The sequence below is a fragment of the Embleya sp. NPDC127516 genome, from assembly GCF_044765325.1.
GTDB lineage: Bacteria > Actinomycetota > Actinomycetes > Streptomycetales > Streptomycetaceae > Embleya.
The window spans coordinates 427,634-451,623 of the sequence record NZ_JBIWJT010000006.1; the positions used below are offsets into that span (position 1 = coordinate 427,634).

The following is a 23,990-nucleotide window of genomic DNA, read 5'->3' on the forward strand; positions in this document are numbered from 1 at the left end:
AGCACGCGGTGCGAATTCGGGTGGAGCTGGCGGGCCTGTGCCGCTCGGACCTCAAGGAGGTGGCCCGCGAGCGCTACGGACCCAGCCAATTCGGCCACGAACTCGTCGGTTTCGTCGCCGAATCCACCCTGCCCGACGACCTTCCCACCGGCCTGCGGGTGACCCTGGACCCCAACGTGCGCCTCGCCCGCACCACCGGCTTCGCGACCGAGATGTACGCCGCCGGCCCGGCCGATCGGCTGTGCGCCGCCCTGCCCCGCGTTCCCGGCGAAATCACATCCCGTCAGGCCGTGTTCGCCGAGCCACTCGCGTGCGCCGAGCACTGCGTGAGCGCACTGACCCGGCACCTGGGCGGATCGCCGGCCGGCCGGGCCGTCGTCGTTTTCGGCGCCGGGGCGGCCGGTCTGCTCATCGCCCGGCTCGCCGAACTCGGCGGGGCCGAGGTCACGTTGGTCAACCGCAGCGCGGACCGCGCCGAGTTCCTGCGGAGCCGCGGCTTCGACGTCCGGCCGTTGGCCGCGCTGCCGGCCGCGGCGTTCGACGCCGCGGTGATCGCGACCAGCTTCGTCCGCCCGGACATCCTGACCGAGGCCCTGCGCGTACTCGTCCCCACCGGCCTGGCCCTGCTCTACGGCGGCACCGCCCCCGGCGACGAACTCCCGGGCCTGCCCGTCGACCTGGACCACGTCCGCCGCTCCGAACACGCCGTCCACACCACTTGGTCCGGCCGCCCGGTCACGATCGCCGGCAGCTACGGCACCACCTCCTGCGACTTCACCGCCGCCCTCGGCACCCTCCCGAAGCTCCCCCTGGAACACCTGATCACCAACGAGATCACCCTCCCCCGACTCCCCACCACCCTCCACGCCCAGCTCACCGGCCGTCCCCTCGGCAAGACCCTGATCCACCCGTGAGCTCCCCGCCCGGCAGCACGCTTCGCCGATCCGGTCGGTTTGTCGGCGGGTTAGGATCGCGATCATGACGATTACTCTGGGCGATGCCGCGCGTGCGCTTCTCGACGCGGCGTATCCGGCCGTGCTGGCGACGGTGAATGTCGACGGCGGGCCGCAGACCTCGGTGGTGTGGGTCGGGCGCGATGGGGACGACGTGTTGATCTCGTCCGAGGCGGGGCGGCTCAAGGAGCGGAATCTGCGCCGTGAACCGCGGGCCAGTGTGACCGTCTACGATCCCGCCGACCCGGACGTCTACCTGGAGATTCGCGGCACCGCGACGATCACCGAGGACGTCGGGCGTCGGGTCGCGGTCGCGTTGGCCGAGAAGTACGAGGGGCCCGGCGCCGGCGACGAATACCTGGCGCTGCCGCCGGAGTCGGTCCGCGTCGTCATCCGGATCACCCCGACCCGGCTGACCGGCAGCGCCGCGCGCTGAACACGCTTCGCCCGCCCGGAGCCGGCCGGCCGGTGTCACGGGCCGAGCAGGCCGAATCCGCGCAGTGCCCGGCGGGTGCCGCTGTAGGTGAGGTCGATCCGGGCCGGCGTGCCGGCGTCCAGGTGCCGGAACACGCTCACGGGCGCGCGCAGCGCGACGGCGCACGCGAGGATCGGTGGGTGACCGCGACCACCCGCCCGTGTCGGCCTGTTCGTTCCTGCTCCTCGAGCCAACCGCCCGCCCCGGGCGAGCACCGAGGTCCGGGTGGCCTCGCTCGGCATCCACACCGTCGCCCGGACCACGTTCGGTCTGGTCTTCGGGCTGTTGGCGGAACGCGTACTCTGCCCCGTTGCCGATCCGCGACCCGACTCGCGGGTCCCGGCCGCCGCCGGTTGACCGGGTCGGCCCCCTGGTGTCGTGGCCGGCAACCCTCATCGGCCATGACACCCACGCCGGCCGGGCCGTGCACGGCCCGGCCGGCGCTCGACCGACGACACGTTCGGATGGCATCGGGCGACCCGATAGGGTCGGCTCCCCGGATTCCCACCACGCGGCGTCGGCCGCCTCCGTAGGCTGCGAGATCATGCGCAAGATCGTCGTCGTCGGAATCGGCGGAGCCGGCCGGACCGGGTGGGCCGACGCGCTCGGCACCCGACTCGGGCTCCCCGTCACGCACTTGGACACCCTGTATCACCGCGAGGAGCGATCGACCACGCCCGCCGAGGAGTTCGCCGACGCACAGCGCACGCTGATCGCGGACCCCGATTGGATCCTGGTCGGAAACCACGCCCCGACGCTGGCCCTTCGCCTGACCGCCGCGGACACCGTCGTGTTCCTGGACATCAGCGCGCCGGCCGCGATCACCGACCTGCTCGCCCGCCGCCGACACCCCGAACCCGGCGACCTCGACGGCGCGAATCCGAGCGTATTGCGCTCGGTCCTGGCCTACCGCCACGCGGTCCGCCCCCGACTGCGCCGCCTGATCACCGAACACACCGGCTCCGGAACGTCGGTACACACCTTCACCACCCACGGCGCCGCAACCCGCTGGCTGGCGGCGCTCCCCGCGGCGCCCTGACTCGGCCCACGACGAGGCGAACGCTCACGGCCGGCCCGCCGACCGGTGGAAGAGCCTTCGATCGTCGGCCGCGAACACCTCGGCGAGCGGGCCGTCCCGGGCGACGCTCGCTGGGTGGTGGCCGGCGACGGGTCTCAGCGGTTGTCGCGCTGGTCCAAGCCCGAACCCGGGGATATCTCCGGCGAGTCGAGCAGTGAGGACTCCACGCCGCCGACGCCCCAGCCGTACGCCAACTTGTGTACCTCGAGGACGAAGAAGGAGTCGGTGGAGAGCACCCCGTCGATCAGCAGCAGTCGGCGGTTGAGCAAATCGGTGAAGTGGTCGGTGTCGCGGCAGATCACCTCGACCATCACGTCGTATTGCCCAGCGACCATCACCACGTAGGAGGTCTCCGGCAGTTCGCGCAGTTCGCGGCACACCTCCCGGGCGCTGCCGGGGCGCACCCGCATGCCGATCATCGCGAGTCGATCGAAGCCGATCGTGAGCGGGTTGGCGATGCCGACGATCTGGAGCGTGCCGCTCTCCTCCAGACGCTGCACCCGATAGCGCACCGAGGACGCCGGGATGCCCAGGTCCTCGGCGATCTGCTTGTAGGCACGCCGCCCATCGGCCTGGAGGATGGCGATGATGCGCCGGTCGATGTCGTCCAACGGGCCGGTGGGGTTCATGCGGCTGCTCCGAGTGTGCTGCGGCGCCGAGTTCGGCATGTCCTCTCGATCTTCGGCAGCCATCTTGCCCTGTTCCTCCCTCCCCCCGGGTACACCGGGCCCGCCGGCGCCGCTCGCGTCGGTCACGAGTCGAAGCCCAGGCCGAGCCGGTCGAGCGTGCGCAGCCACATATTGCGTCCGCCGTGCGCGTCCTCGCGGGCCATCGACCAGCGGGTGGCCTGGATGCCGATCCAACGCGCGGGCTCGGGCGGGAACGGGATCGGCTTGCGCTTGATCATGGCCAGCTCCGTACGCTCGGACCGGGTGCCCGCGAGCAGGTCGAGCACCACCTCCGCGCCGAAGCGGGTGGCGCCCACGCCCAGTCCGGTGAAGCCGAGCGCGTAGCCGACCCGGCCGGCGGCGGCGGTGCCGGCGAACATGCAGAACCGGGTGGTCGAGTCGATCACGCCGCCCCACGCGTGCGAGAAGCCGACGTCGGCCAGCGGTGGGAAGGTCGCGGCGAACTGCTCGGCGAGCACGTCGAACGTCTCCGGGCGCTGGGTCAGCGCCTCGTCCACCTTGCTGCCGAAGTGGTAGATGGCGTCGTAGCCGCCCCACAGGATGCGGTTGTCCTCGGTCTTGCGCACGTAGTGGAACTGGTTGCCCGCGTCGGTGACGCCGTGCTCGCCGGTCCAGCCGATCGCGGCAAGCTGCTCGTCCGTCAGCGGCTCGGTGGTGAGCGCGTAGTCGTACACCGGCACCATGCTCAGGCCGAGCCGGCGCAGCAGCGGCGGGAAGATGTTGGTGGCCAGCGCGACCCGGCGTGCGCCGACGATCCCGTACGGGGTGGTCAGTCGGATCAGGTCGGTGGGCTTGGTGTCGATCGCGGTGACCTCGGTGCGCTCGACGATCCGCACCCCGGCGTCCAGGCAGGCCCGGCGCAGTCCCCACACCAGGCGGGCGGGGTCCAGGAGCGCGTAGTCGGGTTGCCAGACGCCCGCCGACCACAGCGGTGAGTCGACGTACGCCCGCAGCGCGTCGTGTTCGAGGTATTCGGCCTTCTCGCCGTGGCGGTTGGCGATCGGTACGGACTCGCGCAGCGCCTTCGCCTGCCATGGGGTGGCGGCCACCGCGACCTTGCCGGTGCGGGCGAAGCCGCAGTCGACGCCGTGCGCGTCCAGGTCGCGTTCGAACGCGTCCAGGTTCTGCGCGCCCAGGCGTTGCAGCGTGTCGATCTCGTCCGGCCAGCGCTGGAGCCCGTTGGCCAGGCCGTGGGTGAGGCTGGGCGAGCAGAAACCACCGTTGCGCCCGCTGGCCGCGTGGCCGCACGTGCCCTGTTCGAGCACGAGTACGTCGCGGCCGGGGTCGCGCTGCTTGGCGATCAGCGCGGTCCACAGACCGGTGTACCCGCCGCCGACCACGGCCAGGTCGGTCCGGGTGTCGCCGACCTGGCGGGGCAGCGGCTCGGGCCGCTCGGGCCGATCCAGCCAGAACGGTTCCTGGGCGGTGCGGCTCAGCGCGGTGCGGTGGGTCGGGGTCATGCGGTTTCCCTTGCGGGTTGTGGCCGATATGCGTGTTCTTGCTTGGCCTCGAACGCCGGCCGGGCTGATGTGGCCTCGAACGCCGGCCCGGCTACTTGGCCTCAATCGCCGGCCGGGCTGGATTTCGCGAACCGAGCCATCAACAGCCCGGGCGGCGTTCGAGGCCGAACCAGCCCGACCGGCGCGGTCGAGGGCTAGAGGTTGATGACGCCCGTGCGGAGGTCGGACATGTCCAGCAGCGTGTGCTTGCCGCCGATCCGGCCCCAACCCGTACCCCGGTTGCCGGCTCCGCCGAACGGCATGTTCACGTCCCAGAAGCACGTGCTGTCGTTGACCACGACCTGGCCGACCGCCATCTCCTCGACGAATCGGTACGCCGCGCGCATGCTGCTCGTGAACACCGCGCCCTGGAGGCCGAGCTTGTCGTCGTTGGCCAGCCGCAGCGCGTCGTCCTCGTCGGCGGCGGTGATGATCGGCACGACCGGGCCGAACGACTCCTCGCGCGAGAGCAGGCTGTCCACCGGCACCTGGTCCACCACGGTGAACTCGTAGTACAGGTCGGTCGGCATGCCCTCACGGCGCTTGCCGCCCAACAGCACCTTCGCGCCGCGCTCGTGCGCGTCGGCGATGTGCCGGTCCATCTTGGCGGCGACGCCCTCGTTGTTGAGCGAGCCCAGGTTGGTCGCGGCGTCGAACGGGTCACCGAGCACCACGTCCTCGGCGGCGCGCAGTACGGCGGCCACGAACGCGTCGTGCACCTCGTCCACCACGATCACCCGCTCGGTGGCGCAGCAGACCTGCCCGGCGCACAGGTACGCGCCGTACACCGCGGCCTTGGCGGCGGCGTCCAGGTCGGCGTCCGCCAGCACGACCAGCGGGCCGTTGCCGGAGCACTCCATGATCGAGCGCTTGAGGCCGGCGGTGGCCTGGATCTTGGCGCCGGTCGCGGAGGAGCCGATGAAGCCGATCGCGTCGATGCCGTCGTGCCGCACCAGCGCGTCGCCGGTGGCGCCCTCGCCCGGGAGGATGTTGATCAGGCCCTCGGGGACACCGGCGGCGACGAACGCCTCCATCGCCTTGAGCACGGTCAGTGGCGTGTTGGCCGGCGGCTTGACCACGTGCGCGTTGCCGGTGGCCAGGCCCGGCGCGACGAACTCGGCGAGCATGAGCAGCGGGAAGTTCCAGGGGGTGATGATGCCCCACGTGCCGACCGGCGCGTAGAAGGTCCACATGCGCTTGGTGCCGTCGGTGGAGGGCATCGTCTCGCCGTGCAGCCGGACCGCGTCCTCGGCGTGCAGGTGGAAGAGCTGCGCGGCCTCCTCGATGTCGGCGACCGACTCGGCGAGCGGCTTGCCCTGCTCCAGGGTCTGCAGGCGGGCCAGCTCGTCGACGCGCTTGGTGATCTCGTCGCCGATGCGGTGACACAGCTCGGCGCGCTGCCAGACGTTGACCTTGGCCCACGCGCGCTGCGCGGTGTTGGCGGCGGCGACGGCCTTGTCCAGGTCCGCGGCGGTGGGGACCGGGATGGTGGCGACGTACTCGCCGGTGACCGGGCTGATCACGTCGTAGCCCTCGGCGCCGGAGCCGTCCACGTAGGCGCCGTTGATGAAGAACTGATGGCGGGCGGAGCCGTTGCTGCTCATGCGGGGGGATCCCTCTCTGCTCTCGGGCGACGTGTACTCAGAGTTCATCAGCAACTTTGACCTGTCAATAGATCCCAATGAGCAACTTACACAGGTCTCATTTGTCGAATGAACAAAGACGAACCCTTGACGTGGTCGAAAACTCGCATCTATAACAGGGCCATCAGCAGGGCCGACGACGACGCCGACAGCGGCGCCACCGGAGCCCGCGACCCCCTCCCCCAAGCGGCCGTCCCCCGGGCTCACCCACCGGCCGCCTCCACCCCGCGAAGGGGATACAGATGTCCGCATCAACTCAGCCGGCCGCCCCCGGCGCGACCGGCCCCGGTACGGCCGACTCCGCAGCGAACCCGCCCGCGCTCGCCAAGAAGATGCGCTGGTACGACGGCTTCGCGATGTCTCTGACCATGCCCGCCGCCCTGATCGCCTCGCTCGGCGCGTCGATCGGCGGCCTCGGCGCGTGGGGCGCGATCGCGCTGTGGGCAGGGTCGATGGTCCTGGCCACGATCGCCAACTGGATCTACACCGAGCTCGCCGCGATGTTCCCCGAGTCGTCCGGCGGCATCGCGCACTACGCCACCGAGGGTTGGAAGAAGCGCGCGCCGTTCGTCGGCCCGCTCGCCAGCATCGGCTACTGGTTCCCCTGGACGACCGCGCTGTCCGTGTACGCGGGCATCATCGGCTCCCTCGTCCAGGCCCAGTGGTTCAAGGGTCAGGACTGGACGCTGGACCTGGGCTTCGCCGAGCTGACCTTCCCGATCGTGGTCGGTATCGCGGTGATCGTGCTGCTGTTCGGCGCGGCCATGTTCGGCCTGCACGTCGCGATGTGGGTCGTCTACGTCACCGGCGGCATGCTGCTGGTGCCGCTCGCGGTGTTCATCGTGCTGCCGTTCGCCAGTGGCGACTGGAGCGCGAGCAACCTGCACTGGAACCTGCACGGCGCGGCGGGCATCCGCGAGTCGCTGGTGTGGCTGTACGTGATGGCCTGGACCTCGTTCGGCGTCGAGGTCTGCGCGACCTTCGCGCCGGAGTACAAGGACACCGTCAAGGACACCTCCCGGGCGCTGCGCGCGGGCGTGCTGTTCTCCCTCGGCGTGTTCATCCTGCTGCCGCTGGCGCTGGCCGGGTACGTCGGCGAGGGCGCCATCGCACTCGACCCGACCACGTTCTACGTCGGCGCGTTCAACGACCTGGTGGGCGGCGCGGCCGACCTGATGGTGGTCTTCCTGATCGCGTCGCTGCTGCTGATCATGATCACCGGCCTGGCCGACGGGTCGCGCGTGCTCTACAACATGGGCAAGGAGGGCACCACGATCAAGCAGGTCGGCGTGCTCGACAAGCGCGGCGTGCCGGCTCGGGCGCTGATGATCGCGCTCGCGGTCAACGTGGTCATCCTGATCGCGCTCAAGACGCCGCTGGCGATCATCGTGACCGGCAACCTGGGCTACATCCTGACCCACATCCTGGCCATCTCCGGCTTCGCGATGTTGCGCAAGGACCGCCCGGACCTGGCCCGGCCGATCCGACTGCCGGGCTTCTTCGTCCCGCTGGCCTGGCTGCTCGCCGCGTTCCTGACCGTGGTGTTGGTGGTCGGCGCGACCGGCTTCTCCATCACCGGCTACGGCGGCTTCAAGGAACTGGGAATCGCCTGCGGTGTGTTGGTCACCGGCGTGGCGTTGTGGCTGTACCGCACCAAGGTCCAGGACCCACGCGACGCGGCGCTCACCGGATCGACGCACCGGCGCTGACCCGAGCCCACGACGAACGACCGGGGTCCCGCGCCGCGCGCGGGGCCCCGTTTCGTCGTCGATGCCCGGATCGAAGCCCGCCCCGCCGCCGGCCGGTTCCCGGCCCCCGTCGGAGCCCACGAGGCACACTCGACCCATGTCCACCGACCCGCGACCTCGATCCGCCCACCGACTACCCGCCGCCGTCGCGTTGACCGGCCCCGGCATCCGGCTGCGCGAATGGACCGACGCCGACCTCCCGTTGCTGGTCGACCTCTTCGACGAGGTCGAGACGGCCCGCTGGACCCCGCTCGCCTCGCCCTTCGACGCCGCCGCCGCCCGCGAGTTCCTCACCAAGGCCCGAGTCGCCAGGGCCGAACACCGCGCCGTGCAATTGGCGGTGACGCTCGACGGCGACGAACCGTGCGGCGTCGTCATGTTGTTCCTCGGCTTGGACGAGCGCCCGGATCAGGCCGAGTTGGCCTACGCGATCGGGGCCGCCCATCGCGGGCGGGGGTTGGCCGCGAAGGCGGTCCGGTTGATGACCGACTACGCCTACCACGTGGTGGGCGTGCCCGCCGTGGGGCTGCGCATCGCGCCGGACAACGTCGCCAGTATCGGCGTCGCCCGGGCCACCGGCTTCGTCCGCAGCGACGCGCCGCCGATCGTCCGCGGCCGCCGGGGCGGTACGTTCACCCTGGACCTGTGGCTGCACCGCCCGGTTCCGTGACCACCGGGATTCCCGCCGGCCTCCACTGACATGGGTTGTCAGGGGACCGGGTCTACCCTCCGGCCATGTCCTTCACCGCGAAACTCCTGCGCGTGCACTCGCCGATCGAGGTGGCGGGTCGGCGGATCAAGCGCTACCACGTCACGCGCGATCCGCACGGGATCGATCCCGCCGTCGAGGCCGCCGCCTACGCGATCCTGCCCGAGTTGTTGCCCGCGCCGGACGGCACGCCGCCCGCCTCGTTCGTCGTGCTGCATCGGGGCGCGGACGACGGCGCGTATCTCAATGTGTACAGCTGGGTGTGGGACAACACCCTGCACTTCGCCGGTGTCGCGGCGGGCCAGCCGGTGCTCGGCTGTCCGGACCGTGATCCCACCAACTTCGTGCGTGTGGAGCGGTCGTTGATCGGCTGTGTCTGGGAGTTGCCGCCGATCCTGCACGAACGCGACGCGTGGGTGCGGCACATGCTCATCCCGGAGTCGCCCGACGGCCCCGACCTGGACGCCTACCTCGCCGACTCGCTCCCCGACGGCAGTACCGAGGATCGGGCCGGATACGGTCACCTCGGGGCGGCCTCGATCCGGTCGCGCAGTTCGGTGTAGCGGGCGCGGCGGTCCGGGCGGGCGTGTGCGGCGGCCTTGCGCAGTGCGGGCAGCGCGGGCACGCCGATCCGGGCCAGTGCCTCGGCGGCGGCTTCGCGAACCACCGGGTCGGCGTCCCCGAACAGGGTGACCAGGCCCGGAACGGCGGGCTCCCACCCGGCGTGGGACAGCGTACGGATCGCCATGCGCACGATGTCCCGACGCGGATCGGCGAGCAACCCCTCGGTGTGCCGCAGGTATGCCGCGCGGTCGAGCAGGCGGCGCGAGACGCGATGCGCGTGCAGCCGCACCCTCGGGACCGGATGGCTCAGCAACTCGACGACGAGGGACCGTACTTCGTCGTCCCCGCCGTGCTCGTCGGCGAGTCGGGACAGCGCCCGGCGGGCCTGTTCGGGCCCGTCGCCGCGGGCCGTGCCGATCAGTTCGTCGCGGGTGGGCCGCTCGGCGCCGGCGGGTACCGAGCGGGTCCGCAACTCGGCCAGGGCTCTGCCGCTTCGGGCCGCGGCATCGACACCGAGCAGGAACCCGTCCGTCAGGTTCAGGCGGTCGGCGAGGTCCGCGCGTCCCTGTACCCGCAACCGGCGCACGGTCTCGGTGAGTTCCGGGGTGCGCCGCGTCGAACGACTCGCAAGCAGGTCCAGGCAGCCCCAGCGGCCGGCTTCGAGTCGGGTCCGCAACACCTCGGCGAGCGTGTCGGCGGGGATGCGCCGGGTGGCGGTGAACACCTGGGCCCTGGTGGCCGGTGCGCCGTTCTCCCACCAGGAGACCAGGTGCGGCGTCATCCGCTCCGACTCTTCCACCGACATCAGGGCACACAGCCTCGCGGCCCGTTCCCGACCACCCTCGTCGTAGTCGGTGAAGTCCGTGACGCCCAGCAGCGCCCGGGCGAGCCCGCGCTGCGGCGGCAGGTCCGGCGTTCCCCGCAGGTACGCGTCGAGCGTGGCCCGCCGTACCTCCGGCTCGTCCCAGCCGCTCAGGGTACGCGCGGCGGCGGTGCGGCGCGCGGGTTCGGCGGCGGTGAGCAGGGCCAGCAGGCGTTCGCGCTGCGCGGTCGAACGTGGTTGGTCCAGGTCGGTCGGATCCGGCACCCGCGGCGCGGCGGCCCGGGCCGGCCGCGCGGCCCGTTCGGCCAGGACCCACGCGGGTGCGCCGATCGGCTGAAGCTCGGTCAACCAGTCGAGCAGGGGCCCCCGGCAGGCGGGATCGGCGGTCGGAAAGGCGTCGATCAGCGCGTCGACGCGCGCTCGGGAGTCGATGTCCGCGCAGCCGGCGGCGCCGCCGCCCTCGGCATCGGCTCCGGCTCCGGCTCGCGCCCGGAAGTCGGTGAAGGCCGGGAGCGAGCGCACCGCGTCGTCCAGGGCGGTCCGCCACGCCGCGACGTGGGCCGACGCGTCGGTATCGACGACCGCCACGTGGCGATCGCGCGGAGCGGCACAGCCCGCGGCCGAGTCGGACTCGCCGGCGCGCCGATCGGGCTCGGCCCTCGCCGCGTCGGCCCCCGCCGCGTCCGCCCCCGCCGTCGGCATGAACGCAAGCCTGAGCACCTCGACTTCCGCCTCCCACGGATTCGGCCCCAGCCGCGCTCCAGTCAATGCCCGATCCACGTCGTGCCGGGTGAGTACCGCCCCACAACAGCGCAACACCGCCAACGGCGCCCGCCCCGCGAAGGATCGCGCAGGCAACGCACGAACGCGGGCCGCCAGGGCGAACGCCGCGACCTCGGACAACGTGTCGGCGATGCCTTCGAGCACCTCCTCCACCCCGCCCACAGCGCCGAGTTCGGCGGCGAGCACGTCGTACGCGTCCGCGAACGCACCGAGTTCGGCGGCCGACCACGGCGCGGGGCACACATCCAGCGCGAGGCGCAACACGGTGGCCCGATCCGCCGGCCGATCCCGCGCGACCGCCAACATCTGCGGCAACGCCTCCCGCAGGTCGGCCCGTTGCCCGACACCGATGTCCCCAGAGCGCGCCGCCAACCGCAACACCGCGCGCGCGTCCTCGTGATCGGGCCGCCCACCCTTGCGGGCGAGCGTGATCAGGTCGGCCCGCATCTCGGCGTCCTCGCCGGCCGTCGGCTCCGGCAGCGCGATGTCGTACGCCGCGAACTCCGCGGCCAGGTACCGCAGACGGCCGCACTTCAACCATGTCGTGCCCCGCGCCAAGCGGGTGAGCAGCGGCTCCGCGACCGGGGATCCGCGCCGGACCAGGGCCGCCACGGCCGGCACGGACAGCTCCCACGCCAACGCGTCGAGCAGCAGCCCGCGTTCGCGCGCGTCCGTCGCCCGCTCCGCCGCCGACAACACGCACACCGCGTACGCCTTCCGCCCCAGGATGACCCGGAGCGCACGCGTCAGCGACTCGCGCAGGCCCGGGTTGTCGTGCCGGCCGAGCCACCGCAGCAGCGCCGGGACCTGGGCCGGCGTACCGGCGTCGATCAGCGCCTGCGCCGCCGTCTTCTTGATGTTCATCACGGGGTGGTCCAGGCATGCCGCGATCGCCTCACCCGCCCATCGGGCCCGCGCGTGGCCGAGGGCGAGCAGGGCCTGACGCACCGTCTGCGGGTCGGCGGCCGAGGTGAGCGGGATCAGGCTCGCGGACAGGGACCGCGCGGCGTCCAGGTCGGCGTCGTGCGCGAGCAGTGCGATGACGTGCTTGCGCACGTGCGGATCACGGTGTCGGATCAGGTGGTGGACACGGTCCTTGACGTGTGCGGACGGTACCCGGCCGAGGAGTTCGAGCAGGACGGCCAGTTCGGCGTCGGTGACGCCGCTGCGCTCCAGCAGGCCGAGCGTGAGATCGACGACCAGTGCCTTTCGCGCCGCCTCCGGTGCGGACGCGTCGAGCAGGCACACCGGACGCAACACGCGGCGCCGGTACAGGCGTTCGCCCAGGTCGCCGATCGCCTGGTACACCTTGCCCGGCACGACCGGTTCGGCGGCCTCCTCGCCGCGGTTCGCGACCAGGTCGCTCACCACCCGCAGCAGCAGGTCCGCGAGCACGGGAATGGTGCGCGCGTCGCCGTGCTCGGCGAGTCGGCACAACGCCACGCCGGGCCGGAGCACGTCCAGGTCCGAGGTCCGCACCGCGAGTTCGTCCGGGTCGGGAATGCCGAGATCCGCTGCGACGCGTTCGGGCAGCCCCCGACGGTTGAGCCGAGCGCGCAACGTCCGGCGCGCGGCCGGGTCGTCGGTGAGGTGCCACAGCACCTCCAGTGCGAGGCCCGCCACCGGGCGCAGGTACGGCGCGACCACACCGTCGGGATCGGTGACACCCAGCGCCTCGCGCAGCGCCTCGACCGTACGCGCGCCGCCGATCGCCTCCAACGCGCGCAGCGCCGCCCGAGGCGCGCGCGGCAGGGTGGCGAGGACGGCGTCCTCCGCCTCCTGGTAACGCAGTTCGCGCAGGACGGACAGGATCGGCTCGGGTCGGACCGAGCCCGCGAGGCGCCCGGTGAGCACCTCGCCGACCGGCAGGTCGGGAGCGCCCTGGGCGGCCAACGCGTGCAGCAGTTCGACGCGCCGAGCCTCGTGCGGGTCGTCGTCCGCGACCGCGGTCAGAGCCCGCAACGCCTCGTGCCGCACGGTGAACAGCACGATCGCGACGTCCGCGGTGGACACGCGGTAGTCGGCGAGCGCGATCTCGATCACGGCCGGCACGTCGTCGGCCCGAACGAAGTGCCCGCGTCGATGCATCGCCCGCAGACACGCGAGGAACGGCTCGGCGAACAACAACGGGTCCGTGCCCGCGAGCGCCGACAGCCCTGCCGTCTCGCCGCGTTCGGCAAACTCCCCGACCGACTCCAGGGCGCGCCGCCGCCGGTGCCCCGGCAACCTCGGATCGGCCGCGATCTCGCGCAACAACCCGGACAGGCCGAACCGGGCCGCCGTCTCGACGGCCTCGGGGTGGGCCGACACCAGCCGCCGCAATGCCGGCTCGACGCTCGCGGGTGCGTTACCGGCGGCCCACGGTTCGGCCAGTTCGGCCAGCGCTCCCGCGACCACCCGCGCCCCGCCGGCCGGATCCAGCAGTTCGACCAGCCATCCGCGTGCCTGCTCCGGCCCGAGCAGCGCGCCGTACACCGCCTCCCGAACCACGCCCAGCGCGGCCGCGCGCAGCACCGGATCGGGCCGCGCGACCAACCCGCGCAGGTAGCCGTCCAGGTCGGCCGGCGCGTCGGCGTCGATCGCGCGCACCGCCTGGTACAGCTCCTCACCAGGCGGTTCGGCCCGCACGGTCGCCTCGGGTCGGGCGATGATCTCCGCGCGCAACCAGGCGATCCGAACCTTGGCCGGCCACGCCGACGACCGCCGTTGCGGCACCGGGACGCGCAGTCGCGCGCACGCCTCGGCCAGCACCACCGCCGTCTCGGCCGAGCCCGCCAACGACGCCGAGCCGGCCGACATCGCGGACGACAGGGCCGCCGACGCCGCGGACAGCAGGGGCGCCGCCTCCGCGACGGAGTCCGGATCGGGCCACCCGGCGCGGTCGCGGAGCAATACCACCCCGAGGTGGCGCAGCACCGGATCCGCGTGTCCGATCAACCGCCGCAACACCGCGACCGGGCACGGCGTCCCATCGAAGTAGGCGGAGAGCCGGCCGACGTCGCCCCGACGCACGGCGTCCGTCACGACATCCGGCACCGCGTCCTTCGCGGCGTCCCCCACCGCGTCCTTCACGCCGGCCCGGTCGGAAGTCGTCATCGGTCGATCCTAGGCAGGCCGCCGATCCGGCACGAACGAGTATTCGCCCGGGGTGACGGCGTTCGACGGACGCCCGCCCGTACCGGGCGCACGACGCACCACCCCGCCGCCGGCCCGCCGGCCCCTGCCCCGCCGCCCATCGGCGCCCCGACTCGGCAGGTCCGCGGGGTCGCCCTTGCCGTCGGGTCGCCGCGCCGGCTACGTTCGCCACCTCACCACCCGCCATTCGGTCGGGCCCCGGCCGAGCGAGGAGGTGTGCGGCGGATGCGCGCGAGTGCCCGGATGCCCCGAATCGGCCCCACCGGTTTCGAGCGTCCTCTCCCCGACCCGCACCCTTCGCTGGAGTCTTGTTGTCCACGCACCTCACCCCGCTGACCGACCCCGCGCAGAACCCGGCCGGTCGCCGACTTGCCTGGCTGGCCTCCGACGCCGACGGGATCCCGCTCGGCTCGGCCTTCCTGCGGCTGTTCACCAGGCCCGGGCAGGACCATCTGGCCGAACTCGACCTGCGCGTCCACCCGGCCGAGCGCCGCCGCGGCACCGGCGGGCGGCTCCTGGCCGCGGCCGTCGAGGCGGCTCGCGCGGACGGGCGCCGATCGCTCCTGACCCAGGCCGAGGTCGACTCCCCCGGCGATCGCTTCCTGGCGGCCCGCGGCTTCCGCGCGGTACTGACGCTGATCTACGCCCGGCTCCCGCTCGCCGAGGTCGACCTCGCGGCGGTGACCGAGGTCGCCGAGCGAGCACATCCCGGCTATCGCTTCCTCGCCTGGGACGGCATCGTCCCGGACGCGTGGGCCGACACCTTCGCCGTCTCCCGCCGAGCGATGGACGACATGCCGATGGGCGACACCGACTACGGGACGGTGATCTGGGACGTGGACCGGGTTCGGGCGGCGGCGCGGGCCATCGCGGACCGCGGCGAACTGCTGCACACGATCGCCGCGATCGACACCGCCGACGGGTCGATCGTCGGCTTCACCGAGTTGGTCGTCCCCGGCGACGGCAAGGGCGACGGGCAGCACTACAGCACAGGCGTGTTGCCCGAGCACCGCGGGCAGGGTCTCGGTCGCCGGATGAAGGCCGAGGCGATCCTCCGAGCCCGGGACCGGCACCCGGATCTGGCCGGTCTGTGCACCGACACCGCCGCCGAGAACCGCGCGATGCTCGGGATCAACGATGCCCTCGGCTACCGCCCCACCCACCGGTCCACCGAGTACCGACTCGACCTGCTCGACCTGCCGACCGGCTGAGACCGCGTCGGCACGACCCACCGTCGCGATGGCCACGTCGCTGCCACCCCGCGGGGACCGACCTCGGCATACGCCGACGGACCGGAGTTCGCCGCATCGGCGACTCCGGTCCGTCTCGCGCCCACCACGGCGTCGTCACGCCCGGCGGCGCCGGCATCTCGGCGGCCGGGTCGACCCGCGCCGACGATCGGGTACTCCGGACACCGGTGCTCCGGTCAACTCGTGCCCAGGTCGTGCCACACACCCCACTGGCCGGTCGTACCCGGCTCCTCGCCCTGCGTCCACCACTTCGTCTTCCACGAAAGTCCCTTGTGCGACACGGTGTTGTTCGCGACGTAGATCGCCGAGGGTGCCCTCCGGTTCCGGGCCGTCAATTCCGGGCCGTCAATACATTGGACTGGACCAATTTCGCCGAACTCCGAGGTGCACTCGCGGTCGACCGCGACGCGCCGACGGCACCCGGCGGCATCACTCCGGGCGCCCGGCGGCATCACTCGGGACCAGACGCGTCACCCGGACGGTTGGGTATCACTCCGGGCAATGCGGGCAGGCGTCCCGGCATGTCAACAATCGACGCCATGTCGGGAATCGACATCCCCGCTCCGAGCCCCCGCCCGCCCACGCCGGCGAAGGCGTCCGCGACCACCCGACCGACCGGGCGCCACCGCCGAACCCGGCGCCGCAAGGGCCGCCTGCGCCGACGACTGCTCGCCTACCGCGAGGTGGATCTGGTGCACTCCGCCGATCCCGCGCACGACGGCGGCGCGTGCCTGCTCCTGGTGCACCTGCGGCGGATCGTCGGCTGCGTCACCTACCGGGTCTGCCCGCTGTGCGCGCTGGGCGTGATCACCGAGGTGCGCGTGCGCGAGCCCTTCCGTGACACCGGCCTGGGCACCCGGGCCCTGTCCCATCTCCAGGCCACCCACCCGGGCACCACCTGGCACAACACCGACCCCGCCCGCCTCATCGCCGACCTGATGCGCCGCATGCGCATCGCCTCCACCCCCACCCCGCCCTCCTGTCCCCACCCCCTCGCGACCCCACCGGGCCCACCCCGCACCGACACGCCGTGACGGACGACGCTCCCCGGCCCGCGCCGACATCGGTTGTCCCTCCGATCCGACGTTCGATGTTCGTCCGGGCGTTTCGCGGATGGGGACGTCTTTTCGTCGGGTCGTCTTCGCGGTCGGGCAGGCTCCGAGCGTGAGCCCCTCGTCGAAAGTCCGCTCCCTCCCCGGCCTTGCCGAACCGGGTCGCCGACCGCCCACCACGCGGCCCGCACGTCCCACGCGGCCCGGGATGCGCGGGTGGCGTGGAACGAGCGCGTCATCGGAACTCCCCCGCACAGTTCCGGAGTCGCACCGGATTCTTCTCGCGACGTGTGCCCCGGATCGGGTGGTGAACCGTTCGCGCAGGTCAGCGTAGGAGACACCGCACCGAGCGGATCGGTGTGAGCCAGGTCACCGGGAAGTTCGACCGACTTGGTCTGGACCTTTCGTGGTCCGACGCGGTTATATTCAACCGTCTTTACTAAACCGAGCATGCAATAAGTCCGCGCCGCGCAGGCGTCGGCCAGCCGAGGGGGCGTCCGTGAGCAGCATGGCGACATTGCCGGACGAAGCGGTCTTCGGTGAACCCAAGTATTGGCAACTGCGCACGTCCTTGCTCAAGGCGATCGACGAGGACTTCAACTCCGGCGACATCCTGCCCAACGAGCGCGAACTCGCGGCCCGTTTCGGCGTCGCCCGCGCCACCCTTCGGCACGCGCTGGAGCAGCTCGAACTCGAAGGCCGCCTGGTCCGCAAGCGCGGCGCCGGCACCACCGTCGCCGGCCCGCGCGTGGACGTCTCGCTCAGCGCCGACGGCGAGGGCTGGCCGGGCGTGGACCTGCGCGACCGCGAGGTGATCGACTGCGCCACCGTGCCGGTGACCGACGAGTTCGCGGACACCCTCAAAGGCCGTCCCTCGGCCCTGGTGCACCGACTGCGCCGTCGCCAGTTCTCCATGCGCCAAGTGGTCGGCCTGGAGTGCCTGTACGTCTCGCGCGCCGTCGTCCCGTCGCTGTCCACCCGCGTCCCGGGCTTCGAGCGCGCCTCGCTGATGCTTCGTCAACTGCGCGGCCACCGCCTGGAGGGCCGGCACCGCGCGGTCGAACTGGGCGTGGCCGAGGCCGAGGAAGCCCGTTACCTGGAGCGTCCGCCGGGTACGGCCGTGCTGGTCGTGACGACGACGTACACCGCGCTCGGCCGGACCGCCGCGGTCACCGTGGCCACGTATCGTGCGGACACCTGCCGGCTCGCGTTCGCCGAGGCCGGGCCGACCGCGTTGCGGCCCGCGTCCTGATCCGACGGGAAATCTGGGTACCATCCGCGCCTGAGCGACGACGTGCACGACGGGCGCGGACGCCCGGACGAACGCACCGCGCGACGGCGCGATGAGAGGACAAGAGCTGTGGCACAGGTGACCGGCGGGGACTCCTCCGTGGTCCGACGGATCAACTCCGCCGCGACCCTGCGCGCGCTGCGCGGTGGCGAGGTGCTGACGGTGACCGCGCTGATGGAGGCCACCGGGCTGTCCCGCCCCACCGTCGAGGGTGTCGTGGACGGACTGCTCGCCGAGGGCCTGGTCGTGGAGACCACCACCGCCGAGAGCGAGGACGGCAGCCGCCCCCGCGGCCGGCCGGCCCGACGCTTCCGCTTCCACGCCGAGGCCGGCCACCTGCTCGGCGTCGACGTCGGCGTGCACCACATCCGGGTCGTGCTCGCCGACCTCGGGGGCACGATCGTCGGCCGTGCCGCGCGCACCGTCGAGGAGGACTGCGAGGCCGAGGATCGCCTGGAGCGAGTCCGCGGCCTGATCACCGAGACCCTGCGTCGGGCCCAGATCTCGCGCGGTTCGTTGTGGGGCGTGGGCATCGGCACGCCCGGGATCGTGGACACCGAGGGTGTGGTCACGCTGTCCTCGGCGATGCCGGGCTGGACCGGCCTGGACCTCGCCGGCCGACTCGGCCGCTCGTTCAGTTGTCCGGTCCAGGTCGAGAACGACGCCAACCTGGCCGCGATCGGCGAGCGTTGGAAGGGCGTCGCGGTCGGCTCCGACGACATCGTCTACGTGATGGCCGGCCTCAGCCCGGGCGCCGGCTCGTTCATCAACGGCCGCCTGCACCGCGGCTTCGGCGGCGCCGCCGGCGAGATCGGCGCGCTGCACCTGCTCGGCCGGCAGGTCACCCCGGAGAACCTGCTGTCCACTACCGGCACACCGCTGCCGCCGCTGGACGAGGCGGCCGTCGGCGAGGTGTTCCGGCACGCGGCCGCAGGCGACCCGACCGCGACCGAGGCGGTGGACCGGTTCGTCCAGCGCCTGATCCACGACGTCACCGCGCTCGTGCTGGCGCTCGATCCGGAGATCGTCGTGATCGGCGGCTGGGCGGCGGGCCTCGCCGACGCCGTTCCGCCGCTGACCAGCGAACTGCGCCGGCTGTGCCTGCGCATGCCACGCGTCGAACTGTCCGCCCTGGGCGCCGACGGCGTCGCGCTCGGCGCCGTACGGGTGGCCCTCGACCGAGTGGAGCACCGCCTGTTCGCGGTCGAACACACCGGCTCCGCGAGAGCGTAGGGCCGGCCCGAGGGAACCCGGCAGACCCGCACCCTCACCCTCACTCTCATCCGATGCCTGCGATCGTCGCCGCCCGCTCGATGATCACCACCGGGATGTCCCTGGTCGTGCCCTTCTGATACGCCTGGTACGACGGCATCGCCGCCACCATCAGCCCCCACAACCTCGGCTTCTCCGCTGCCGTCGCGGTGCGCGCGTGGGCCGGCACGTCCGTCGCCCCGATCCTGATCGTCACGGCCGGATCGGCGACCAGGTTCAGGTACCACGCCGGATGCCGCTCGCCGCCCCGGTTCGAACCCGCCACGATCCATCGATCACCGTCGCGCGCGTACACCAACGCGGTCCGCCGCAGCAGCCCCGACCGGCGCCCGCGCGTGGTCAACAGGAGGTCGTCGATCCCTTCCCGGGCCTGCCCGTCGCTCTCCACGAAGCGCCGGATGTGCTCCGCCACCCACGGATCGGGGCTGTCCACGACCGACCCGGTCATCGCCCGTCCTCGATCCCGACGTGCACCCCGCGCAGCTTCGGCGTGTCGATCTCGTCCAGCAGCGCGATCGCGAAGTCCGGGTAGGACACCCGGCTTTCCGCGTCGGCGGGCGCGACACGATGGTGACCGGTACGCACGCCCTGGTGGTCGAAGTCGCCCGCCGGGCTCAGCACGACCCACTCCGGCCCGGCCTGCGACGCGCTCAGCGCCGCGTTGCCCTCGGCGTGCGCGAGGAAGAACGCCCGGTACTCCTGCGGATATCCCGGCGTATCCATCAGCAACTCGCCGGACTCGGTCGGCAACACCGAGGCCAGGCCCACCCACACCAATCGCCCCACACCCGCCCGGGTCAGCCCGTCCAGCAGCGCCCGCACCGCCCGCCCGAAGAAGTCACCCACCGGCGCCGCCGGGTCGTACACCGCCGCGACCGCCGCGTCGTGGCCCGCCGCGAGTTCGGCCACCGCGTCCGCGTCGGTCACGTCGCCCGCGACCACACGTACGTCCGAGTCGGCCAAATCCGGGTACTTCGCCGGATCGCGCACCACGGCGGTGACCCGGTGCCCCCGGCGCAACGCCTCCGCGACGGCCGTCCGTCCGGTCCGACCGCCCGCGCCGAAAACGATGATGTCGCTCATGGATGCCACCCCGCTCGTCCGGGTCGATGCCTTGTCTCGACCACCGCCGCGAACGCTACCCAGGACCCTGGTTACCTCCCGGATACCAACTACGCTGGGCCCATGAGCGAGGCGACCACGGAACCCCTGTCCGCGGACATGTTCGACCCCGTCTGCCCGTCGAACCTGTCCCCGATCCGGTTCGGCGACAAATGGGCGGCGATGATCATCCGCTGTCTGGAGGGCGGTCCGCGACGCTTCTCCGAACTGCGCGTGCCCATGCGCGGCGTCACCGCGAAGGTGCTCACCCAATCGTTGCGCACGCTCGAACGCGACGGGCTGATCAGCCGCACCGCCCACGACGCCCCGGTCCGCCGGGTCACCTACGCCCTCACTCCGCTGGGCCGCAGCATGCTGGTCCCGATGGCCGCCGCGTGCGAGTGGGCGGCGGCGAACTGGGACGAACTCCTGGACGCCCGCGAGGCCGCCACCGACCTGGACCGCACGGCCTGACGGCGCCACCGGCGGGCTCGGCGGTTGCCGCCGCAGGTGCCTCGGTCGACTACCGCGCCTCGGTCAACTCCCGCCCCCGGTCGACTACCGCGTCTCGGTGACCTTCGCCAGTGCCCGAGGCGCGTCCGGGTCGCAGCCGCGTCCCAACGCGACCTCGCGCGCGAGCAGTTGCAGCGGCAGGATCTCCAGGATCGGCGACACCTCCTCGGCGACCCCGGTCGGCAACACGAAGCCCCGACCGTACTCGGCCACCGCTTCGGCGGACCCGATCACGTACAGATCCGCGCCGCGTTCGCGCAGCCGGTCCAGCACCGGCCGCAGCGCGGTCCCGCCCGCGCCGTCCGGTGCCACCGCGAGCACCGGCCAGGCCCGGTCGACGATCGCGAGCGGGCCGTGCATCAGGTCCGCGCCGGAGAACGCCTGCGCACCGATGTAGCTGGTCTCCATGATCTTGAGCGCCGCCTCACGCGCGGTCGGGTACCCGTAGCCGCGCGCGGTGACCACGAGCCGGTCCGCGAACCGGTACCGCTCGGCAGGTCCCTCGATCTCGCCCTGCCGCTCCAGGATCACGCGGGCCGCCTCGGGCAGCGTCCGCGCCGCCTCGCCGGTGCCACCGCGAAGGTGGTCCACCAGCAGAAACAGGGTGAGCAGCTCGGCGGTGTAGGTCTTGGTCGCGGGCAGCGCGAGTTCCGGGCCGGCGAGCACGTCCAGATGCAGGTCGGACTCGCGGGCGAGCACCGAATCGGCGTTGTTGGTCACCGCGAGCGTGAGCGCGCCGTCCGCGCGGGCCTGCCGGGCGGAGGCGATCAGGTCCGGGGAGCCGCCGGACTGACTCACCGTCACCACCAGGCAGCCGGCCAGACGTTGCCGTGCACGGTAGGCGGTCGTGGTGGACATCGAGGTCAGGCCCGCCGGCAGGCCGAGCAGCACCTCGGTGAGGTAACGCGCGTACAGCCCCGCGTTGTCGGAGGTCCCTCGCCCGGTGAACAGCACGAACCTCGGATCGCGCGCCCGGATCTCCTCGGCGACGGCGCGGATCGCCCCGAGCCCCTCGGTCAGGATCCGAGCCAACCCTTCGGGCTGGGCCGCGATCTCACCGGCCATCACCGACCCGGGCACGAGGGAAACGGTCATGACGGCGGTACCTCCGGCTGCGACGAAGCGGAGCACGAGGTGATCCCGACGTGCCTCGACCCACGCCGAAACAGGGCACGGCGCGGTGGACCGAAGGTATCCACCACGCCGAACGAGACGCAATATTGGTCTGGACCACTCTCCTCCCGAACCACAAAACGCCGAGGGCCGGAGCAGGCCATGCCCATGCCTTGAAACCCCGATCTCCGCACCGACCACGACGGGTCGAACGGGCGGGGTGACCAGCCGGCCGAATCAGGCGTTCTCGCGTGTCCGCTCGGGAACGACTTCCGCGCCGGACTCGGCCCTTCGCCCCGACCGCCCCGACCGCCCCGAAGGCAACATCCCGCGAACCCACGTGCCCGGCATCGCCCACAACACCCGCGCCCGCGCCCGAGGGCCCGAGCTCAGTGCGGCCATCCGCGCCCGAGGGCCGTCCGTCCAGGCCAACCAACGCGGGCGCGTACGCCCCGCGAGCAGACCCAGGACGATCGCCGCGCCCACCGCGATCAGATGTTCCCGGCCGGCCAGGTTGGGCAGGATGATCGACTCCAGGACCATCGACCCGCCGGTGATGGTGAAGAGTATGGGCGCGCGGTGGATGATCGAGAGGTACGTGAACAGGCCCACCACGGCCGCCGACGGACCGGTGTCCAGCACGTGCGCGGCCGACGAGGGCAGCCCGATCGCGTGGTCCGGGCCGATCGCGATCATGATCCGGGCACCCATCGTGCCCGCGAGCGTGGTCACGTAGGCGACCATCAGCGTGCGGCCCGCCCCGAGCGAGAGCTGGGCGATCGCGAAGGCGAGGAACAACTGCGTGATGCCCGCCCAGACCGGCAGGTTCAACGCGGGCACGAACAGCGAGACCGGCGTCCGCAACAGGGCCAGCCACAGCGGCAGGTCGGCACTCACACCACCGAGGAGGCGCACCGCGGTCTTGCCGGTGGGGGTCTGCCCGATCGCGTGGAAGAAGATCACCGCGGAGCTGGCCACCACCGCGAGCGTGAGCCCCTTGCCGCGGGTGCGCCACAGTTGCCGGACCGGATCGGCGACGATCCCCCGCCACTCACCGCACAGGGTCCGCCACAGGAAGAGAAGCAGTTGCAAGGGCGCGGACCACAACCGGTCGCGCCGCCCGCGCGGGGCGGCGGACGAACCTTCGCCGACCGGCTTCCGTACGGTGTCCTGGACCATCGACTCGGCGCTGTCGGGCACCCGCGCTCGGGTGAGCGTCCCCGCCGAGGTGGACCCGCCGGCGCAGTCGTCGCCGTCGTCCCGGCGATCGTCGAGAACGCGCAACACTGCTGACCAACCCCCAACGACTCGTCGAGTCCGACAGCCACAGACCCGGGCCGGTGGCGTTGTGGCATTCACCACGCCCTGCCCTCAGCAGCGCCATCGCAGGACGAGGACACGACACACACCGGTCGGAGGGTTGACGCTGGGCGGACGCTCCGCGGTTGCGACAGATTCCGGTCGGCCGGGCGATGCGGTAGGTGGTGAACCGCTTTCCACACCAAAGATTACCGACTGCCGGCGCCGGCCATCGTCAACCGAATCGATGACTTCACCATGCCGAGGTCATCATCTGGTCGTATGAAATCTCTCCCCACCCCCTGCCGACCTGCACCGATGCGTGGCGCGCCGGATGCGATCCGGTGCGCCGACAACCGCTCGCTCCACGGTTGGTTCGACGGTCGGTCGGCGGAACGGGCGTGCGGCGTAGGAGATCCACGCCCGTAACGTAACGAATCCGCCTGATTGCGGATGGTGAGATCCGTGGGTCGGGCGGCTTCGAACATCGCGTGGAGTGGTCGGGCGCTGGACGCGTACTCCGGGTCGTCGAGCGGCGAACGCGGTCAAGTCTTGCCCAGCTGGTGCCCAGGTTTTGCCCAGGTTCCGTAATGGCGAGAGTCGAGCCGACGCCGGGCGGTCCGGACCGGCCCGGATCGGATCGGGCCGGTCCCGACCCGATCCGGTGCAACCCGGCTCGGGCCCGAACCGGCCCATCCGCAACGCACCTTCGGCACGTGACGCTCGGAGCCCGCGCCCCGCGCCCCCACGCTCGCGTCCCGCCCTCAGCCCGTCCTCAGCCCGAGCTCAGTGCCTCGGTGGGTGGCAGTCGTGCCGCGCGGCCGGCCGGGTACAGGCCGGCGAGTGCGCCGATCGCCACCGATGCGGCGACGCCGCCCAGGATGGCCGGCCACGGCAGTACCAGCGGCCATCCCTGTGCGTGGGCGTACCCGCTCGTGACGATCAACCCGAGCAGTACGCCCGCCACGCCGCCCAGGCCGGACAGCGTCACCGCCTCGGT

General features: G+C 72.3%; 21 protein-coding genes and 1 pseudogene. 12 read left to right on the forward strand and 10 right to left on the reverse strand.

The window, feature by feature from the left end:
* Positions 1-8: 8 nt before the first annotated feature.
* The 4 genes from ACIRL2_RS15075 to ACIRL2_RS15090 all read left to right on the forward strand — a co-directional run bounded on the left by ACIRL2_RS15075 (position 9) and on the right by ACIRL2_RS15090 (position 2,467).
* Positions 9-914, forward strand: a complete 906-nt coding sequence (locus ACIRL2_RS15075; protein ID WP_395865860.1) for an alcohol dehydrogenase catalytic domain-containing protein — start codon at positions 9-11, stop codon at positions 912-914.
* Between the two features lie 64 nt (positions 915-978).
* Positions 979-1,389 carry a PPOX class F420-dependent oxidoreductase gene (locus ACIRL2_RS15080; protein ID WP_395865862.1) on the forward strand — a complete coding sequence of 137 codons (411 nt, stop codon included), beginning with the start codon at positions 979-981 and terminating at the stop codon, positions 1,387-1,389.
* Positions 1,390-1,653: 264 nt separating this feature from the next.
* Entirely contained in the window at positions 1,654-1,785 is a 132-nt protein-coding gene (locus tag ACIRL2_RS15085; RefSeq protein WP_402232347.1) for a hypothetical protein, read from the forward strand.
* 187 nt (positions 1,786-1,972) lie between these two features.
* Positions 1,973-2,467, forward strand: a complete 495-nt coding sequence (locus ACIRL2_RS15090; RefSeq protein ID WP_402232349.1) for a hypothetical protein — start codon at positions 1,973-1,975, stop codon at positions 2,465-2,467.
* 134 nt (positions 2,468-2,601) lie between these two features.
* On the opposite strand, the gene ACIRL2_RS15095 is transcribed toward ACIRL2_RS15090, so the two are convergent.
* The 3 genes from ACIRL2_RS15095 to ACIRL2_RS15105 all read right to left on the reverse strand — a co-directional run bounded on the left by ACIRL2_RS15095 (position 2,602) and on the right by ACIRL2_RS15105 (position 6,298).
* On the reverse strand, positions 2,602-3,135 hold the full coding sequence (locus ACIRL2_RS15095) for an Lrp/AsnC family transcriptional regulator (RefSeq protein WP_395865868.1): 534 nt from the start codon (positions 3,133-3,135) through the stop codon (positions 2,602-2,604).
* A gap of 122 nt (positions 3,136-3,257) precedes the next feature.
* Positions 3,258-4,655: an NAD(P)/FAD-dependent oxidoreductase gene (locus ACIRL2_RS15100; protein ID WP_395865870.1), complete on the reverse strand. Its 1,398-nt coding sequence runs from the start codon at positions 4,653-4,655 to the stop codon at positions 3,258-3,260.
* A 194-nt stretch (positions 4,656-4,849) separates the two neighbouring features.
* Complete coding sequence (locus ACIRL2_RS15105) at positions 4,850-6,298, reverse strand: aldehyde dehydrogenase family protein (protein ID WP_395865872.1); 1,449 nt, start codon at positions 6,296-6,298, stop codon at positions 4,850-4,852.
* A 281-nt stretch (positions 6,299-6,579) separates the two neighbouring features.
* Here ACIRL2_RS15105 and ACIRL2_RS15110 point away from each other — a divergent pair, with 281 nt between their 5' ends.
* From ACIRL2_RS15110 to ACIRL2_RS15120, 3 genes are all read left to right on the forward strand, one after another.
* Positions 6,580-8,046 carry an APC family permease gene (locus ACIRL2_RS15110; protein ID WP_402232352.1) on the forward strand — a complete coding sequence of 489 codons (1,467 nt, stop codon included), beginning with the start codon at positions 6,580-6,582 and terminating at the stop codon, positions 8,044-8,046.
* A gap of 136 nt (positions 8,047-8,182) precedes the next feature.
* Positions 8,183-8,755: a GNAT family N-acetyltransferase gene (locus tag ACIRL2_RS15115; protein WP_402232354.1), complete on the forward strand. Its 573-nt coding sequence runs from the start codon at positions 8,183-8,185 to the stop codon at positions 8,753-8,755.
* Between the two features lie 65 nt (positions 8,756-8,820).
* Complete coding sequence (locus tag ACIRL2_RS15120) at positions 8,821-9,357, forward strand: hypothetical protein (RefSeq protein WP_402232356.1); 537 nt, start codon at positions 8,821-8,823, stop codon at positions 9,355-9,357.
* Here the strand turns inward: ACIRL2_RS15120 and ACIRL2_RS15125 are convergent.
* Entirely contained in the window at positions 9,315-14,060 is a 4,746-nt protein-coding gene (locus ACIRL2_RS15125; RefSeq protein ID WP_402232358.1) for a HEAT repeat domain-containing protein, read from the reverse strand. The two genes, ACIRL2_RS15120 and ACIRL2_RS15125, sit on opposite strands and share 43 nt — an antisense overlap.
* A 350-nt stretch (positions 14,061-14,410) precedes the next feature.
* On the opposite strand from ACIRL2_RS15125, the gene ACIRL2_RS15130 reads away from it, so the two are divergent.
* Positions 14,411-15,310: a GNAT family N-acetyltransferase gene (locus tag ACIRL2_RS15130; protein WP_402232360.1), complete on the forward strand. Its 900-nt coding sequence runs from the start codon at positions 14,411-14,413 to the stop codon at positions 15,308-15,310.
* Positions 15,311-15,525: 215 nt separating this feature from the next.
* On the opposite strand, the pseudogene ACIRL2_RS15135 reads toward ACIRL2_RS15130, so the two are convergent.
* A pseudogene (locus ACIRL2_RS15135) lies at positions 15,526-15,648 on the reverse strand (carbohydrate-binding protein); the annotation flags it as partial.
* Between the two features lie 240 nt (positions 15,649-15,888).
* Here ACIRL2_RS15135 and ACIRL2_RS15140 point away from each other — a divergent pair.
* The 3 genes from ACIRL2_RS15140 (at position 15,889) to ACIRL2_RS15150 (ending at position 18,925) form a co-directional block, all read left to right on the forward strand.
* Positions 15,889-16,383 (forward strand): hypothetical protein, encoded by a 495-nt coding sequence (locus ACIRL2_RS15140; protein ID WP_402232362.1) that lies wholly within the window; start codon positions 15,889-15,891, stop codon positions 16,381-16,383.
* Positions 16,384-16,909: 526 nt separating this feature from the next.
* Positions 16,910-17,653, forward strand: a complete 744-nt coding sequence (locus tag ACIRL2_RS15145) for a GntR family transcriptional regulator (RefSeq protein WP_395865933.1) — start codon at positions 16,910-16,912, stop codon at positions 17,651-17,653.
* A 108-nt stretch (positions 17,654-17,761) separates the two neighbouring features.
* Complete coding sequence (locus ACIRL2_RS15150) at positions 17,762-18,925, forward strand: ROK family protein (RefSeq protein ID WP_395865887.1); 1,164 nt, start codon at positions 17,762-17,764, stop codon at positions 18,923-18,925.
* 46 nt (positions 18,926-18,971) lie between these two features.
* On the opposite strand, the gene ACIRL2_RS15155 is transcribed toward ACIRL2_RS15150, so the two are convergent.
* Complete coding sequence (locus ACIRL2_RS15155; RefSeq protein ID WP_395865889.1) at positions 18,972-19,412, reverse strand: nitroreductase family deazaflavin-dependent oxidoreductase; 441 nt, start codon at positions 19,410-19,412, stop codon at positions 18,972-18,974.
* On the reverse strand, positions 19,409-20,047 hold the full coding sequence (locus ACIRL2_RS15160; protein WP_395865891.1) for an NAD(P)-dependent oxidoreductase: 639 nt from the start codon (positions 20,045-20,047) through the stop codon (positions 19,409-19,411). Before ACIRL2_RS15160 ends, ACIRL2_RS15155 begins: the two co-directional genes overlap by 4 nt.
* 102 nt (positions 20,048-20,149) lie before the next feature.
* Between ACIRL2_RS15160 and ACIRL2_RS15165 the strand changes: the two genes are divergently transcribed.
* A complete protein-coding gene (locus ACIRL2_RS15165; RefSeq protein WP_395865893.1) occupies positions 20,150-20,539 on the forward strand; it encodes a winged helix-turn-helix transcriptional regulator in 390 nt (129 codons plus the stop codon).
* An 84-nt stretch (positions 20,540-20,623) separates the two neighbouring features.
* On the opposite strand, the gene ACIRL2_RS15170 is transcribed toward ACIRL2_RS15165, so the two are convergent.
* The 3 genes from ACIRL2_RS15170 to ACIRL2_RS15180 form a co-directional block, all read right to left on the reverse strand.
* Positions 20,624-21,673: an SIS domain-containing protein gene (locus ACIRL2_RS15170; protein ID WP_402232365.1), complete on the reverse strand. Its 1,050-nt coding sequence runs from the start codon at positions 21,671-21,673 to the stop codon at positions 20,624-20,626.
* A 255-nt stretch (positions 21,674-21,928) separates the two neighbouring features.
* On the reverse strand, positions 21,929-22,978 hold the full coding sequence (locus ACIRL2_RS15175; protein ID WP_402232367.1) for a hypothetical protein: 1,050 nt from the start codon (positions 22,976-22,978) through the stop codon (positions 21,929-21,931).
* A 787-nt stretch (positions 22,979-23,765) separates the two neighbouring features.
* Positions 23,766-23,990: ABC transporter permease (locus ACIRL2_RS15180; protein WP_402232369.1), on the reverse strand; the 225-nt coding region annotated here is incomplete at its 5' end.

Bases quoted from the DNA above. Each gene is read 5' to 3' on its own strand.
- ACIRL2_RS15080 (WP_395865862.1), top strand. From the start codon at position 979: ATGACGATTACTCTGGGCGATGCCGCGCGTGCGCTTCTCGACGCGGCG.
- ACIRL2_RS15090 (WP_402232349.1), top strand. From the start codon at position 1,973: ATGCGCAAGATCGTCGTCGTCGGAATCGGCGGAGCCGGCCGGACCGGG.
- ACIRL2_RS15095 (WP_395865868.1), bottom strand. From the start codon at position 3,135: ATGAACCCCACCGGCCCGTTGGACGACATCGACCGGCGCATCATCGCC.
- ACIRL2_RS15100 (WP_395865870.1), bottom strand. From the start codon at position 4,655: ATGACCCCGACCCACCGCACCGCGCTGAGCCGCACCGCCCAGGAACCG.
- ACIRL2_RS15105 (WP_395865872.1), bottom strand. From the start codon at position 6,298: ATGAGCAGCAACGGCTCCGCCCGCCATCAGTTCTTCATCAACGGCGCC.
- ACIRL2_RS15110 (WP_402232352.1), top strand. From the start codon at position 6,580: ATGTCCGCATCAACTCAGCCGGCCGCCCCCGGCGCGACCGGCCCCGGT.
- ACIRL2_RS15115 (WP_402232354.1), top strand. From the start codon at position 8,183: ATGTCCACCGACCCGCGACCTCGATCCGCCCACCGACTACCCGCCGCC.
- ACIRL2_RS15120 (WP_402232356.1), top strand. From the start codon at position 8,821: ATGTCCTTCACCGCGAAACTCCTGCGCGTGCACTCGCCGATCGAGGTG.
- ACIRL2_RS15125 (WP_402232358.1), bottom strand. From the start codon at position 14,060: ATGACGACTTCCGACCGGGCCGGCGTGAAGGACGCGGTGGGGGACGCC.
- ACIRL2_RS15140 (WP_402232362.1), top strand. From the start codon at position 15,889: ATGTCGGGAATCGACATCCCCGCTCCGAGCCCCCGCCCGCCCACGCCG.
- ACIRL2_RS15145 (WP_395865933.1), top strand. From the start codon at position 16,910: ATGGCGACATTGCCGGACGAAGCGGTCTTCGGTGAACCCAAGTATTGG.
- ACIRL2_RS15155 (WP_395865889.1), bottom strand. From the start codon at position 19,412: ATGACCGGGTCGGTCGTGGACAGCCCCGATCCGTGGGTGGCGGAGCAC.
- ACIRL2_RS15160 (WP_395865891.1), bottom strand. From the start codon at position 20,047: ATGAGCGACATCATCGTTTTCGGCGCGGGCGGTCGGACCGGACGGACG.
- ACIRL2_RS15165 (WP_395865893.1), top strand. From the start codon at position 20,150: ATGAGCGAGGCGACCACGGAACCCCTGTCCGCGGACATGTTCGACCCC.
- ACIRL2_RS15170 (WP_402232365.1), bottom strand. From the start codon at position 21,673: ATGACCGTTTCCCTCGTGCCCGGGTCGGTGATGGCCGGTGAGATCGCG.